Genomic DNA, 14,542 nt, shown 5'->3' on the forward strand with positions numbered 1-14,542 from the left:
CCTGTTAATTCACCCGTGCCTTTACTCAAGCCTGTTTTTTGTTTCGGGTATCGACAAAGGCCATCGCCAGCCCGACCAGCAGGCCGGTGACATGGGCAGCATTAGCGATTGAGAGACCAAACCAGCCCATATAACCGACGACCAGCCATAACACCGCGAAGGCCATCAGACCGCGCTCCAGCCAGATCCCACTTTCAGGATCGCGCTCGCCCCGGAGCCACGTATAGCCCATCAGCGCATAAACCGCGCCCGACAGCCCACCAAACATTACGCCGCTGAACTTCGCCTGCATCCAGCCGCTCAGCAGCGCGGATATAATTAAAATCACGAAAAGCTTACCGGCACCGAGCCGTTTTTCAACCGCGCCGCCAAGGTACCACCACCACATCAGGTTAAACGCGATGTGCAGCAGGGAGAAGTGCAGCAGCGCATGGGTAAACCAGCGCCACAGCTCAAGCCGCTGGCCCTCATCCGGCCAGGCAAGCCAGCCCATAACGGTTTCGTTGCCCAGCGTCTGCATCAGCACGAATACGGCGATACAGATAACCATCACGCTCAGCGTCAACGGCCCGGCACGCTGGCGAATATTGTCCATCAGCGAGGTGCTCTGATACTGAAGGCCGCTGTTGGTGGTTCCGGCGTGCCAGCTGGCTTCCAGATAGCGTGGGTGTTCCGGTTCACGAATGAACTGGCTAAGTTCGTTTTCAACCAGATTCACTTTCGAATCATCATCAAGCCAGAGGGTGTAGCGCTCTTCATGTTCAATACGCAGCTGGATGCCACGCGTTGCCATATAGTCCACGAAGGCCTGCGCCATACGAGGGTTGGAAAATTCAGTAATGCGCATCATCGCCAGCGGAAGTCCCTGTTTCACAATAAAAAGCAGAATATCTCTTACTTATCGGCTACGCCAGTGCTTCCGTTTGTTGCGGAAAAGCGCGTTGCCAGGCCTCAAAGCCGCCGTCAATGCTATAGACTTCAGTAAAGCCCTGCCCCAGAAGATATTGCGCCACATTTTTACTGCTGTTGCCGTGATAACACATTACCAGCAGCGGCGCGGTCAGATCGGCCTGCTCAATAAACGCGTTGAGGGAATGGTTACTGAGGTGAAAGGCGCCGCTGGCATGCGCCGTCGCATAGCTTTGCGGATCGCGCACGTCGACCAGACTGGCGCGGTGGTCAGCCAGCAGCGCTTGCGCGCGCTGTACGCTGATACAGTCGAATTTTTCCATGGTGAAGTCTCGTCAAAGAGTGACAAATAAACATCATTGTAGCGTGAACGCCACGCACAATAACCCATTAACCTGGAGGGTTAATCGTCTTTTCTTTGTACAATTATGTTACCTACATCACGCATAAATGTTTTTATTCCGTTAACGCTGGCATCAATGTTGGTTTCCGATTATTATTATGTTCGAAAACGAACATTAAAGAACTATTCCGAACATCGGAGGGGATAACGTGGAAACCAAAGACTTGATCGTAATCGGCGGTGGCATTAACGGCGCCGGGATTGCGGCAGATGCTGCCGGACGCGGCCTGTCAGTACTGATGCTGGAAGCGCAAGACTTGGCCTGCGCTACCTCTTCTGCCAGTTCAAAACTGATTCATGGCGGCCTGCGCTACCTCGAACATTACGAATTCCGTCTGGTGAGCGAAGCACTGGCCGAACGCGAAGTGCTGCTGAAAATGGCGCCGCATATCGCTTTCCCGATGCGTTTCCGTCTGCCGCACCGCCCACATCTGCGCCCGGCATGGATGATCCGCATAGGCCTGTTTATGTACGATCATCTGGGCAAACGTACCAGTTTGCCAGGCAGTCAAGGCGTGCGTTTTGGCTCAGATTCGGTACTTAAACCTGAAATTGTGCGCGGTTTCGAATATTCCGACTGCTGGGTGGACGATGCTCGCCTGGTCGTGCTCAACGCGCAGGAAGTGGAAAAACACGGCGGCGAAGTGCGCACGCGCACCAAAGTGACCCGCGCGTGGCGTGAAAATGGTCTGTGGACGGTCGAAGCAGAAGATATCGACAGCGGTAAGATCCACACCTGGCAGGCAAAAGGCCTGGTGAACGCCGCCGGTCCGTGGGTGAAACAGCTGTTCGATGACGGTCTCAAGTTGAAATCGCCTTACGGCATCCGCCTGATCAAAGGCAGTCATATTGTGGTGCCGCGCGTTCACACTGAAAAGCAGGCCTATATTCTGCAAAACGAAGACCACCGCATCGTCTTTGTGATCCCGTGGATGGATGAGTTCTCGATTGTGGGCACCACCGACGTCGAATATAAAGGCGATCCGAAAAACGTTCATATTGATGAGAACGAGACGGACTACCTGCTCAACGTCTTCAACGCGCACTTTAAGAAAACGCTGAGCCGCGAAGACATCGTCTGGTCCTACTCAGGCGTGCGTCCGCTGTGTGACGACGAATCGGATTCACCGCAGGCCATCACCCGCGACTATACGCTCGACGTGCGCGATGACAACGGCCAGGCGCCGCTGCTTTCAGTATTCGGCGGCAAGCTGACCACTTACCGTAAGCTGGCCGAACACGCAATGGAGAAGCTGTCGAAGTATTACAGCAACATCGGCCCGGCCTGGACGAAAAGCTGCGTGCTGCCCGGCGGCGACATCGCCGGCACGCGGGAAGACTATGCCGCCAGCCTGCGCCGTCGCTACGCATTTATCAGCGAAGCACAGGCCAGGCACTACGCGCGCACCTACGGCAGCCGTAGTGAACTGATCCTGAAGGATGCAACCCGCCTGGACGATCTTGGCGAGCTGTTCGGTCATCACTTCTATGAGGCGGAGCTGCGTTATCTGGTCGAAAACGAGTGGGTGCGTGCCGAGGACGATGCATTGTGGCGTCGAACGAAAATGGGTATCCACTTAAATGATGAGCAGCGTGCCCGCGTGGCCGAATGGCTTGCGCAGCATGCAAAAAAACCGGCACTGTCACTTGCCTCTTAACGGCTGTCGATGACAAAAGGGCGGACATTTCCGCCCTTTTTTATGCCTTCAGAATTTACGGGCTTCTGTTTATTGTGCCGTTGCTATCGAAAACCACGCGATATTTAACGCCATTCAAAATATAGAGCATGGTGTATTCAACGCCGGGTGTTAAAACCAGCCTGATGCATGTATCAGGATATTGCTTTTTGATATCTCTCCCAACAGCCAGATCGGTCTTGTGATCATCCTCAGTAGAACTGATCGTATAGAAAGTAAGCATATCGTTCGAAGCGGACTTTATGCACACCAGATTGTCATCAGGTACAAAGACCTCCCCCTGATACCTGAATACCGGATAATCTTGTAAACCGCAACCTGACAGCAACATCATCATCATAAAAAGAAAAAGTGATTTTTTCATTCTGGAAAGCCTCTCAAAATCATCTTATATTTTGACGCAAGAGCTGATGATTTTTCATCGCGGGAGTATTTCTTTTCGTTATTTAACTCAATAAACTTTGTCTTTTCATAACGATTGAATAGCAATAATCAGCAACAATACTCGCCTGCTGTTCCATTAAGTAATCAGAAAGCCTGTTCTTATCAAAATTACAGGGACACTGTCACTTGCCTCTTAACGGCTGTCGATGACATAAGGGCGGTCATTTCCGCCCTTTTTTATGCCTTCAGAATTTACGGGCTTCTGTTTATTGTGCCGTTGCTATCGAAAACCACGCGATATTTAACGCCATTCAAAATATAGAGCATGGTGTATTCAACACCGGGTGTTAAAACGACCGGGATGCAGGTATCGGGATATTTTCTGTTCAGATTATCACCAAATCTGACCGGCTTCATGTGCCTGTTTTCAGGCGAGCTTATCATGAAGTAATTGAGGCTATCGCCTGAAGAGGACTTGATACAAACAAACCTGCCGTAAACATATACATATCCGGGATTCTTAAAAACCAATGAGTCTTGAAACCAACATCCTGACAGAAAAAATACTGAGGTAAAAAGCAAAAAAAATTTCTTCATAACGGAAATCCTTTCATTATTTCCTGATACTTTGATTGCAGCAACGCAGCGTTTTTTTCCTCACGATAATTTCTATATTTTATCAAATAGCTGTAGTATGTCGCATCATGATTTTTTAATAGCCAATAGTCAGCAACAATACTCGCCTGCTGCTCCATTGAGTAATCAGAGAGCCTTTTCTTATCAAAATCATAGGTATAGTCCGCTGCCCATGAAAAAAGGCCGCGCATCATTACGTTCATGCCATGCTGATATTGCCAGACGTGCATCATTTCATGCAAAAAGAGATGTTGAAAATCAACGGTTGCCATAAAAAAGTCGTCCTGGTAAACATGACTCTCAAACCATATTTCGCCGAGCGGCGTCATCGCCGTATGATTTCCCTGCATATCAAAAGGAAGAAAACTGCCGTGATGCACCCAAACCTGATAATAGCTGACAGAGTTGAAGAAAAGTTCGTTCGCTAATAATTTCTCGCCCGGTGTCAAAAGTCGTAATCCGTTACGTTCAAGCATCCTTGTCCTTAATCCGTAAACCAGCCTCATTGCCGTGGAGGCTGCTATAAATAGCAATTTCGCCGGTTTAAAAAAACGACAAGCATCACATTTCATTAATCAGCTAAATTCAGCAGGAAGTGGTAATAGTGCGTCATATTACGTTAATTAATAACGCTGTTTACGCTGAAAATCGAGGGAGTGTTTTTATCAGAAGAGAAATAGCGTGATTACATAACGTTTCCCTGTAATCCGCCAGGCAAACAGGCGGATTACAGGATGTATTACCGACAGTAGCCTACAACCGAATTGGCGTTATTCCCCAAATCTCATCGGCATATTCCTGAATAGTCCGATCCGAAGAGAAGTAGCCCATTCCGGAAATATTCAGTAGCGCCTTACGCGTCCACTCTTCCGGATGGCGATAGACTTCGTCTACCTTATCCTGCGTATCCACATAGCTACGATAGTCGGCCAGAAGCTGGTAGTGGTCACCCAGGTTAACCAGCGAATCAAAAATATTCTGGTAACGTCCTGGCTCCTGCGGGCTGAAGACGCCGGTGGCCAATTGCGTCAGCGCCTGATGCAGTTCAGCATCCTGCTCGTAGAACTGGCGCGCGTTGTAACCATTACTGCGCAGCGCTTCCACCTGCGGCGTGGTGTTACCGAAAATAAAGATATTCTCTTCGCCTACGTGTTCGAGCATTTCAACGTTGGCGCCGTCCAGCGTGCCGATGGTCAGCGCGCCGTTGAGGGCGAACTTCATGTTGCTGGTGCCGGAGGCTTCGGTTCCGGCCAGGGAAATCTGTTCGGAGAGATCGGCGGCGGGAATAATGATCTGCGCCAGGCTTACGCTGTAGTTAGGAATAAACACCACTTTCAGCTTGTTCTTCACCTGCGGATCGTTATTGATCACCTGCGCTACGTCGTTGATCAGGTTGATAATATGCTTGGCAGTATAGTAAGCCGAGGCGGCCTTACCGGCGAAAATGTTCACGCGCGGCACCCAGTTGGCGTCCGGGTTAGCCTTAATGCGGTTGTAACGGGTGATCACGTGCAGCACGTTCATCAACTGGCGTTTGTATTCGTGAATACGCTTAATCTGCACGTCAAACAGCGCGTGCGGATCGATAACAATATCCAGCTTCTGCGCGACATATTCCGCCAGACGCTTTTTGTTGCGTAACTTGGCGTCGCTGATGCGGGTCAGGAAGCTCGGATAGTCAATATGCTGCTTCAGCTCGTCCAGCTGACTCAGTTCGGTACGCCAGTTGCGGCCGATGGTGTCGTCCAGCACGTCAGAAAGCGGCGGATTAGCCAGCGCCAGCCAGCGGCGCGGCGTGACGCCGTTGGTTTTATTGCAGAAGCGGCCCGGAAACAGGGCGGCGAAATCCGCAAACAGCGACTGCACCATCAGGTTTGAGTGCAGTTCGGACACGCCGTTGACCTTATGACTGACCACTACCGCCAGCCACGCCATGCGCACGCGTCGGCCATCTTTTTCATCAATAATCGAGATGCGCGACAGCAGTTCCTTATCTTCCGGGTAGTAATCCAGAATGGTTTTCAGGAAATAATCATTAATATCAAAAATAATTTGCAGATGGCGCGGCAGAATTTTGCCGATCATATCCACCGGCCAGGTTTCCAGCGCTTCCTGCATCAGCGTGTGATTGGTATAGGAGAAGACCTGACAGGCGACGTCAAACGCGTCATCCCACGTGAATTTGTTTTCATCAATCAGCAGACGCATTAATTCAGGGATCGCCAGTACCGGATGCGTATCGTTCAGGTGAATGGCAATTTTGTCGGCGAGGTTGTCGAAGGTCTGATGCATCGTCCAGTGGCGATGCAAAATGTCCTGCACCGTGGCGGAGACGAGAAAATACTCCTGACGCAGGCGCAGTTCGCGACCTGAGTAAGTGGAGTCGTCCGGGTAGAGCACGCGGGAGACGTTCTCAGAGTGGTTTTTGTCCTCAACCGCCGCAAAATAGTCGCCCTGGTTGAATTTACCTAAATTGATCTCATTACTTGCCTGCGCGCCCCACAGCCTGAGCGTGTTGGTGGCGTCCGTATCAAAACCAGGAATGATTTGATCGTAAGCCATCGCCAGCACTTCTTCCGTTTCCAGCCAGCGCGCGTGGCTGCCTTCCATCTGAATACGACCGCCGAAACGTACCTTGTGGCGCGTGTTAAAACGCTGAAATTCCCACGGGTTGCCGTATTCCAGCCAGTAGTCCGGGGACTCCATCTGCCGGCCATCGACGATGTTTTGCTTGAACATGCCATAGTCGTAACGAATGCCGTAGCCGCGCCCCGGCAGGCCGAGCGTCGCCAGCGAATCCAGAAAGCAGGCCGCCAACCGACCAAGACCACCGTTGCCGAGACCGGGATCGTTCTCTTCTTCAATCAGATCGTCCAGATTGAAGCCCATCTCTTCCAGCGCGGCCTGTGCGTCTTCGTACATGCCCATCGCCAGCAGCGCGTTTGATAATGTACGGCCAACCAGAAACTCCATCGACAGGTAGTAAACCTGCCGCACGTCCTGGGAAAGCTGAGCCCGATTTGAACGCAGCCAGCGCTCCACCATCCGATCGCGCACCGCCAGCAGAGTGGCATTGAGCCATTCGTGTTTGTTGGCAATCGACGGATCTTTGCCAATCGTAAACATCAGCTTGTAAGCAATGGAATGCTTCAACGCATCCACGCTGAGCGTGGGAGCGGTATAGGTAAAAGGTGCGTTCATGTCAGTTTTCCCAATTCCTGTTTACAACAGCCGTTGATAGAGATCGCGATAGGCCACGGCGGCTACCTGCCAGCTAAAATCCATCGCCATTGCCTGACGCTGAACATAGCGCCACAGCGAAGGACGTGACCAGAGAACGAATGCACGTCGTATTGCGCGCAGTAATGACCAGGCGTTACTGTCTTCAAAGGCAAAACCACTGGCGACACCGTCAGCCAGATTCTCCAGGGAGCTGTCAAACACCGTATCGGCCAGCCCGCCGGTGCGACGCACCAGCGGCAGCGTGCCGTATTTCAGACCATAAAGCTGCGTCAGACCGCAGGGTTCGAAGCGGCTTGGCACCATAATCACGTCGGCGCCGCCCATAATGCGGTGTGAGAACGCCTCGTGATAACCAATCTGTACGCCAACCTGCCCGGGGTATTCCGCCGCTGCGGCGAGGAATCCCTGTTGCAGCACGGCATCGCCCGCGCCTAACAGCACCAGTTGACCGCCCTGCTCCAGAAGGCCCGGCAGCGCCTCCAGCACCAGATCCAGCCCTTTCTGTTTGGTCAGACGGCTGACCACAGCAAATATCGGCACCTTGTCGTCAATCTTCAGGCCCATGGTGATTTGCAGCTGGCGTTTGTTCTCCTGTTTGGCATCCAGCACGTCGCGGTTGTAGCGCGCCGTCAGCAGCAGATCCTGCGCCGGATCCCAGATATTCGGATCGACGCCGTTCAGAATGCCGGTCAGTCTGCCTTCCATGTGCCGCTGGCGCAGGAGATCTTCCATGCCGTAACCAAACTCCGCCAGTGTGATCTCACGCGCGTAAGTGGGGCTTACCGCCGTGATGTGATCGGCAAAAAACAGTCCCGCCTTCAGATAGGAAATCTGACCGAAGAACTCCAGACCGTGCATGTCAAAGAATGACGGCGGCAGTTGGATCTCATCCAGATGCTTCGCGGCGAACAGACCCTGATAGGCAAGGTTGTGCACGGTAAACACTGATTTAGCCGGTCGACCTCGCGCCGCCAGATAGGCACAGGCCAGCCCGGCATGCCAGTCGTGCGCATGCACCACGTCCGGCCGCCACCAGGTGTCCAGACCGCAGCCCATTTCGCAGCCCATCCAACCCAACAGCGCAAAGCGCAGATAGTTGTCCACATAGGCATACTGCGACTCATCGTGGTAGGGGCTGCCGGGCCGATCATAGAGATCCGGCGCATCGATAATGTAGATCCCCACCCCGTCAAACATACCAAAGAGCAGCTCAACATCGCCCGCAAAGGTATTCAGCTTCGCCACCACTTTCGTATTGGCGATGCCTTTCTTGATATCCGGGAAGCCCGGAACCAGCACGCGCGTATCAGTGCCTTCAGCGATCTGCGCGGCCGGTAATGCTCCTACAACATCAGCAAGCCCGCCGGTTTTAAGCAGCGGGAAAATTTCTGAACAGACATGTAAAACCTGCATCATCGGCTCCTTCACCGTATCCTGACGCGATCCCCCGCATCGATTATGCTTGTGCCTTTCTTTGCCAAACTGCGCGTTATTATTAATATCTAGTCCTGCCAGCCCAGCTTCGCCAGCATTGCTCGCGTAACAAGCACAATTCCCTCCTCGGAACGGTAAAAGCGACGCGCGTCGTCATCCGGATTTTCACCAATCACCGTGCCTTCGGGTAAAATACAGGCGCGATCGATAACGCAGCGGCGCAGGCGACAGGAGCGCCCTACCACGACGTCCGGTGAAAGAACGGATGATTCAATATTGCAGAATGAGTTAACCCGCACGCGGGAAAACAGCACGGAATTCACTACCACCGAGCCGGAAATAATGCAGCCGCCCGATACCAGCGAGTTCATGGTCATGCCGTGACTGCCGGATCGGTCCTGAACAAATTTTGCCGGCGGCAGCGGTTCGGTATGCGTGCGGATCGGCCAGTCCTGGTCGTACATATCCAGCTCCGGCGTGACCGAAGCCAAATCGAGGTTCGCCTTCCAGTAGGCTTCCAGCGTCCCGACATCGCGCCAGTAAGGTGGCGCGGTGTCGTCGCTCTGCACGCAGGAGTCGCTGAAGGAGTGCGCCAGCGCCTCGCCTGCCTCCACCACCTTCGGCAAAATATCCTTGCCGAAGTCGTGATTAGAGTTCGGGTTTTGCAGATCCTCTTCCAGCAGTTGGTAAAGGTAATCCGCATTGAAAGCATAGATGCCCATGCTGGCAAGCGCCTGTTTTTCATCGCCCGGCATGTGCGGCGGATCGGCAGGTTTTTCCAGGAACGCGCTCACGCGGTTATTATCGCCCACCGCCATCACGCCAAACGCGCTGGCCTCTTCCAGAGGCACGGGCAGGCAGGCGATGGTGCATTTCGCAGCGTTTTCCACGTGATCAAGCAGCATCCGCGAATAGTCCATCTTGTAGATGTGATCGCCCGCCAGCACCACCACGTACTGCGCATCGTAGCGGCGAATGATATCGAGGTTCTGGGTGACGGCATCGGCGGTGCCGCGGTACCAGTGCTCCGTTGACAGGCGCTGCTGTGCAGGCAGCAGATCGACAAACTCATTCATCTCTTCCGTCAGGAACGACCAGCCGCGCTGAATGTGCTGCACCAGCGTGTGCGATTGATACTGGGTGATCACCGCGATGCGTCGAATGCCGGAGTTGAGGCAGTTGGAGAGCGCAAAATCGATGATGCGAAATTTACCGCCAAAGTGTACGGCAGGTTTGGCGCGTTTGGCGGTCAGGTCTCTCAGGCGCGTACCGCGACCGCCCGCCAGGATCAGGGCTACAGTTTGTGATGGCAATTGTCTTGCCAGCATCAGGGGATCGTTCTTATCTAATTTAACCATGTCTGACTCCTGTTATGATTGTTTATGGAACGCACATACACCATGAGGCGGCGCATGCCAGACAGTTGTTGAAGTCGGGTTATCATCCCCGGCGAAGGGAGGAATGGCGCACCATTCCCCTTGAGGTAACAAGAAATCGCACACTTCTTCGGTGGCGTTAAGGGTAAAAATCCAGTCGTGCGACAGGTGAATTTGTAAGCGATGCGCGCTGTGCTGCCAGCCGTCGGCATTGAGTGGCTGAGCATACTGATCCAGCCACTTAACGTTGTTATCATCCGGCTGCCACCAGCTGTCGCACTGAAGCGCAGGAATGCGCCGCCGCAGATGAATCAACGCGGCGGTAAAATCAAACAGGTCATGGTCAATGGCCTGCCAGTCAATCCACGAGAGCGCGTTGTCCTGACAGTAGGCGTTGTTGTTGCCGTGCTGCGTGTTGCCAAGCTCGTCGCCCGCCAGCAGCATTGGCGTGCCCTGCGACAGCAGCAATGTTGCCAACAGCGCCCTGGCGCTGTCCCGACGCCTGACCAACACGCTTTCCGGCGCCTCCAGCCCTTCCACGCCGTGGTTGTGGCTGAAGTTGCTGCCGTGGCCGTCACGGTTGTGTTCACCATTAGCGTCATTGTGCTTATCGTTGAAGCTGAGCAGATCGCGCAGCGTAAAGCCGTCGTGGGCGGTAAGCAGATTAACGCTGGCGGACGGCAGCCGCCCCGCGTCACTGAAATCCTCAGCCGAGGCCGCGAACCGCCGCGCGAACTCGCCGTTAGCAACGTCGCCGTGCAGCCAGAAACGACGCATCACGTCACGAAAGCGGTCATTCCATTCCGCAAAGGGGCCAGGGAAATTGCCCATCTGGTAGCCATTGGGGCCGATATCCCACGGTTCGGCGATCATCTTGCACGTTGAGAGCAGCGGATCGGCCGCCAGTGCGGTGAAGAACGCCGCGTCGCGCCGGAAATCGGGCGTGCGTCCCAGCACGGGAGCCAGATCAAAGCGGAAACCGTCAACGTGGTACGCCTCCACCCAGTAGCGCAGGCAGTCCAGCGTCCACGCCGACATCTGGCTGACGTTCAGCGTGTTGCCGCAGCCGGTCCAGTTTTGGTAGCCGCCGTGGTCGTCCAGCCAGTAGTAGCTTTTGTTGTCCACGCCGCGCAGCGACAGCGTCGGACCAATCTCCTCCAGCTCCGCCGTGTGGTTGAATACCACATCGAGGATCACTTCGATGCCTGCCTGATGCAGCGCCTTGACCGCCTGGCGGAATTCATTTCTGGCGCAGTCGCCCGCCGCATAACGTTCATCAAGCGCCCACAGCGCCATCGGGTTGTAGCCCCAATAGTTGCTGAGCCCCATTTGCAATAAACGCGGTTCGTCGGCGAAGCAGGCCACCGGCAGCAGTTCAAGGCTGGTGATACCGAGCCGCGTGAAGTGCGCGATCATCACCGGATGACCCAGCGCCGCATAGGTGCCGCGGATTTCTGGCGGCAGATCGGGGTGCGTCAGCGTCAGGCCGCGCACATGTGCTTCGTACAGCACGGTTGATCCCCACGGCACGCGCGGAGGCCTGTCGTTTTCCCAGTCGAAATCCCCGGACACCACCACGCTTTTTGGCGCAATCGCGGCGTTATCCTGCGTCTCTCTTTCCCGTTCGCCGCCGAGAAAACGCGCGTCGTCGCTGACCGTCCCCTCGACCGCCAGCGCGCAGGGATCGATTAATAATTTGTTCGCATTAAAACGATGCCCGTTTTCCGGCTGCCAGGGGCCGTGAACGCGATAGCCATAGCGCTGCCCCGGTTCGCCCTCTGACAGGTAACCATGCCAGACATCGCCGGTGCGCGCAGGCAAAGCCCACCGCGTCTCTTTGCCGCTTTTATCGAACAGGCACAGTTCCACCCGCTCTGCGTGCCGCGAAAAAAGTGCAAAGTTGACGCCTTTGCCGTCGTAAACGGCGCCCGCAGGCGTCGGTTTACCGGCAAGCAGTGGGCTCATCGCGCCTCCTTCACCAGCCAGAGCGTGGCAAGCGGCGGCAGCGTAATGCTGAGCGAATGCTCCCGATTGTGGCTTGGCTGCGGCTCGCTGTGAACGCTGCCCTGATTGCCCGTATTGCTGCCGTGATAGTGGCCTGAATCGGTATTAAGCACTTCGTGCCAGCTACCGGGTTCGGTAACACCAAAACGGTAGTCATGCCGCGTCACCGGCGTGAAGTTGCTGGCGACGATCACCTCGTTGCCCTCGCGGTCGCGGCGGGCAAAGATCAGCACCGAGTTTTCGAAATCGTCCACCACCAGCCACTCAAAGCCCATGGCGTCGAAATCAAGCTGATGCAGCGGCGTATGTGCGCGATAGGTGTGATTAAGATCTTTCACCAGGCGCTGAACGCCGTTGTGCCAGTTGTCGTCGCCTTCCAGCAGATGCCAGTCAAGGCTGGTATCGTGATTCCACTCTCTGCCCTGCGCGAATTCGTTCCCCATAAACAACAGCTTTTTGCCGGGAAAACCAAACATCCAACCGTAGTAGGCGCGCAGATTGGCGAATTTCTGCCACGCGTCGCCCGGCATTCTGTCGAGAATCGATTTCTTGCCGTGTACCACCTCATCATGAGAGAGCGGCAGCACAAAATTTTCGGTGCTGTTGTAGATCATACCGAAGGTCAGGTTGTTGTGGTGATGCTTGCGGTACACCGGATCCAGCGACATATAATCCAGCGTGTCGTGCATCCAGCCCAGGTTCCATTTGTACCAGAATCCCAGACCGCCCGTTTCCGGCGGACGCGACACGCCAGGAAAGTCGGTAGACTCTTCCGCCACGGTCACCGAACCGGGCGCTGCCTGGCCCAGTACGCGGTTGGTGTAGCGCAGAAAGGCGATCGCCTCCAGATTTTCGCGGCCGCCCAGATGGTTCGGCACCCATTCCCCTTCGGCACGGCTGTAGTCGCGATAGATCATTGAGGCGACGGCGTCGACGCGCAGCCCGTCAATGCCAAAACGCTCAAGCCAGTAAAGCGCGTTGCCCGCCAGGAAGTTGCTCACTTCGCGGCGGCCAAAGTTATAAATCAGCGTGTTCCAGTCCTGATGGTAGCCTTCGCGCGGGTCGCCGTGCTCATACAGCTCGGTGCCGTCGAATTTCGCCAGCGCGAAGTCATCGGAAGGAAAGTGGCCCGGCACCCAGTCCAGCAGCACGTTCAGTCCGGCTTCGTGCGCCGCATCAATAAACAGCCGGAACTCATCACGCGTGCCGAAGCGGCGTGTTGGCGCATACATGCCGGTTGGCTGGTAGCCCCAGCTGCCGTCAAAAGGATGCTCGTTGATCGGCATCAGTTCCAGGTGGGTAAAACCCATCTCTTTGGCGTAGGGCACCAGCTGCTCAGCCAGCTCTTTGTAGCTCAGCCAGAAATTATTGTCCGTATGGCGGCGCCACGATCCTAAATGCACTTCGTAAATAGAGATCGGCGCATCAAAATCGTTGGCGCGCTGGCGCGCTTCCGGCATGCTGACTTTTGGCGGCAATCCGCAGATCATCGAGGCGCTCTCCGGGCGCATCTGCGCTTCATAGGCATACGGATCGGCCTTCAGCCGCAGCTCGCCGTGCGTGTCGATAATTTCGAATTTATAGAGATGTCCCTGGAGCGCGCCGGGCACAAACAGTTCCCAGACGCCGATTTCACGGCGGAAGCGCATCGGATGGCGGCGTCCGTCCCAGAAGTTAAAATCCCCGACCACCGATACGCGGCGAGCGTTGGGTGCCCAGACTGAAAAACGCGTACCGATGACGCCATCAATGACGTCCGCATGGGCGCCCATGGTTTCATAAGGACGCAGGTGCGTGCCTTCCGCCAGCAGCCAGCTGTCCATTTCCGCCAACAGTGGGCCAAAACGGTAAGCGTCATCAATCAGGTTCTGCTGACCGTGCCAGGTGACCGCAAGCTGGTAACGGAAAGGATTTTTGCGGCGGGGAATAACGCTCTGGAAGAAGCCGCGCGAGTCAATACATTCAAGTCGGGCGCACTTGCGGCCGGTGTTGGTTTCAATGACCCAGACCTCGGTCGCATCCGGCAGCAATGCGCGCACCTCCAGCCCTTTGCTGGTCTGGTGCATGCCCAACAGGGCGAACGGGTCAGAGTAGTGACCGGAAAATAAAGCATTAATAAGCGAGTGATCCGTAAGCTCGGACATGTCTTTCTTCCCGTGATGTTTGGCAGACGATCCGGTGGGATGTGCTGCTCTTCATTGAGCCAAAAACACGCTGTCGGGGAAGACGAGCATCCTCTGTTAAAACCGCCGCAGCGCGCGACAACATGCAGTAAATGTTTAAAGCGCGTTCAGACCAGTGCTCTGGTCGATTTTTAATTACGCGATAGTTTTAAGCATAGCCGGGCTATGAAAAAAGCAGCGTCGAAAAATGAAAAATATGCCTTGCAGATCAAACTTTCAGAGCAGGATTGGCGCGGTAAAAGCGGACCAGCGTAAAAGCGCGAAGCGTGGCGG

11 protein-coding genes are annotated in these 14,542 nt (G+C 54.8%); 1 reads left to right on the forward strand and 10 read right to left on the reverse strand.

Annotation, left to right across the window (positions count from 1 at the left end):
• Positions 1–25: 25 nt before the first annotated feature.
• Complete coding sequence (glpG, locus tag FA91_RS17115) at positions 26–847, reverse strand: rhomboid family intramembrane serine protease GlpG (protein WP_034919473.1); 822 nt, start codon at positions 845–847, stop codon at positions 26–28.
• A gap of 58 nt (positions 848–905) precedes the next feature.
• On the reverse strand, positions 906–1,232 hold the full coding sequence (gene glpE / locus FA91_RS17120) for a thiosulfate sulfurtransferase GlpE (RefSeq protein WP_034917639.1): 327 nt from the start codon (positions 1,230–1,232) through the stop codon (positions 906–908).
• A 229-nt stretch (positions 1,233–1,461) separates the two neighbouring features.
• Between glpE and glpD the strand changes: the two genes are divergently transcribed.
• Positions 1,462–2,970: a glycerol-3-phosphate dehydrogenase gene (gene glpD, locus FA91_RS17125; RefSeq protein ID WP_034917641.1), complete on the forward strand. Its 1,509-nt coding sequence runs from the start codon at positions 1,462–1,464 to the stop codon at positions 2,968–2,970.
• A gap of 55 nt (positions 2,971–3,025) precedes the next feature.
• Here the strand turns inward: glpD and FA91_RS17130 are convergent, their stop codons facing one another.
• The 8 genes from FA91_RS17130 to glgB form a co-directional block, all read right to left on the reverse strand.
• Positions 3,026–3,373: a putative T6SS immunity periplasmic lipoprotein gene (locus tag FA91_RS17130; protein ID WP_034917644.1), complete on the reverse strand. Its 348-nt coding sequence runs from the start codon at positions 3,371–3,373 to the stop codon at positions 3,026–3,028.
• Between the two features lie 272 nt (positions 3,374–3,645).
• Positions 3,646–3,990, reverse strand: a complete 345-nt coding sequence (locus tag FA91_RS17135) for a putative T6SS immunity periplasmic lipoprotein (protein WP_034917646.1) — start codon at positions 3,988–3,990, stop codon at positions 3,646–3,648.
• Positions 3,987–4,505, reverse strand: coding sequence for a hypothetical protein (locus tag FA91_RS17140; protein WP_034917648.1), 519 nt, complete (start codon positions 4,503–4,505; stop codon positions 3,987–3,989). Before FA91_RS17140 ends, FA91_RS17135 begins: the two co-directional genes overlap by 4 nt.
• 277 nt (positions 4,506–4,782) lie before the next feature.
• Positions 4,783–7,230 carry a glycogen phosphorylase gene (gene glgP / locus FA91_RS17145; RefSeq protein WP_034917651.1) on the reverse strand — a complete coding sequence of 816 codons (2,448 nt, stop codon included), beginning with the start codon at positions 7,228–7,230 and terminating at the stop codon, positions 4,783–4,785.
• A 21-nt stretch (positions 7,231–7,251) separates the two neighbouring features.
• The gene (gene glgA, locus FA91_RS17150) at positions 7,252–8,685 is read right to left on the reverse strand and encodes a glycogen synthase GlgA (protein WP_034917653.1); all 1,434 of its coding nucleotides are present in this window, start codon (positions 8,683–8,685) and stop codon (positions 7,252–7,254) included.
• A gap of 89 nt (positions 8,686–8,774) precedes the next feature.
• The gene (glgC, locus tag FA91_RS21085) at positions 8,775–10,064 is read right to left on the reverse strand and encodes a glucose-1-phosphate adenylyltransferase (RefSeq protein ID WP_034917656.1); all 1,290 of its coding nucleotides are present in this window, start codon (positions 10,062–10,064) and stop codon (positions 8,775–8,777) included.
• Between the two features lie 12 nt (positions 10,065–10,076).
• On the reverse strand, positions 10,077–12,047 hold the full coding sequence (gene glgX / locus FA91_RS21090) for a glycogen debranching protein GlgX (RefSeq protein ID WP_034917657.1): 1,971 nt from the start codon (positions 12,045–12,047) through the stop codon (positions 10,077–10,079).
• A complete protein-coding gene (glgB, locus tag FA91_RS17165) occupies positions 12,044–14,230 on the reverse strand; it encodes a 1,4-alpha-glucan branching enzyme (protein ID WP_034917659.1) in 2,187 nt (728 codons plus the stop codon). Before glgB ends, glgX begins: the two co-directional genes overlap by 4 nt.
• Positions 14,231–14,542 lie beyond the last annotated feature (312 nt).

This window comes from Erwinia sp. 9145 (assembly GCF_000745075.1).
GTDB classification, from domain to species: Bacteria; Pseudomonadota; Gammaproteobacteria; order Enterobacterales; family Enterobacteriaceae; genus Erwinia; species Erwinia oleae.

Coding starts and splice junctions, on each gene's coding strand:
- glpG (WP_034919473.1), bottom strand. CDS start 847: ATGCGCATTACTGAATTTTCCAACCCTCGTATGGCGCAGGCCTTCGTG.
- glpE (WP_034917639.1), bottom strand. CDS start 1,232: ATGGAAAAATTCGACTGTATCAGCGTACAGCGCGCGCAAGCGCTGCTG.
- FA91_RS17130 (WP_034917644.1), bottom strand. CDS start 3,373: ATGAAAAAATCACTTTTTCTTTTTATGATGATGATGTTGCTGTCAGGT.
- FA91_RS17135 (WP_034917646.1), bottom strand. CDS start 3,990: ATGAAGAAATTTTTTTTGCTTTTTACCTCAGTATTTTTTCTGTCAGGA.
- FA91_RS17140 (WP_034917648.1), bottom strand. CDS start 4,505: ATGCTTGAACGTAACGGATTACGACTTTTGACACCGGGCGAGAAATTA.
- glgP (WP_034917651.1), bottom strand. CDS start 7,230: ATGAACGCACCTTTTACCTATACCGCTCCCACGCTCAGCGTGGATGCG.
- glgA (WP_034917653.1), bottom strand. CDS start 8,685: ATGCAGGTTTTACATGTCTGTTCAGAAATTTTCCCGCTGCTTAAAACC.
- glgC (WP_034917656.1), bottom strand. CDS start 10,064: ATGGTTAAATTAGATAAGAACGATCCCCTGATGCTGGCAAGACAATTG.
- glgX (WP_034917657.1), bottom strand. CDS start 12,047: ATGAGCCCACTGCTTGCCGGTAAACCGACGCCTGCGGGCGCCGTTTAC.
- glgB (WP_034917659.1), bottom strand. CDS start 14,230: ATGTCCGAGCTTACGGATCACTCGCTTATTAATGCTTTATTTTCCGGT.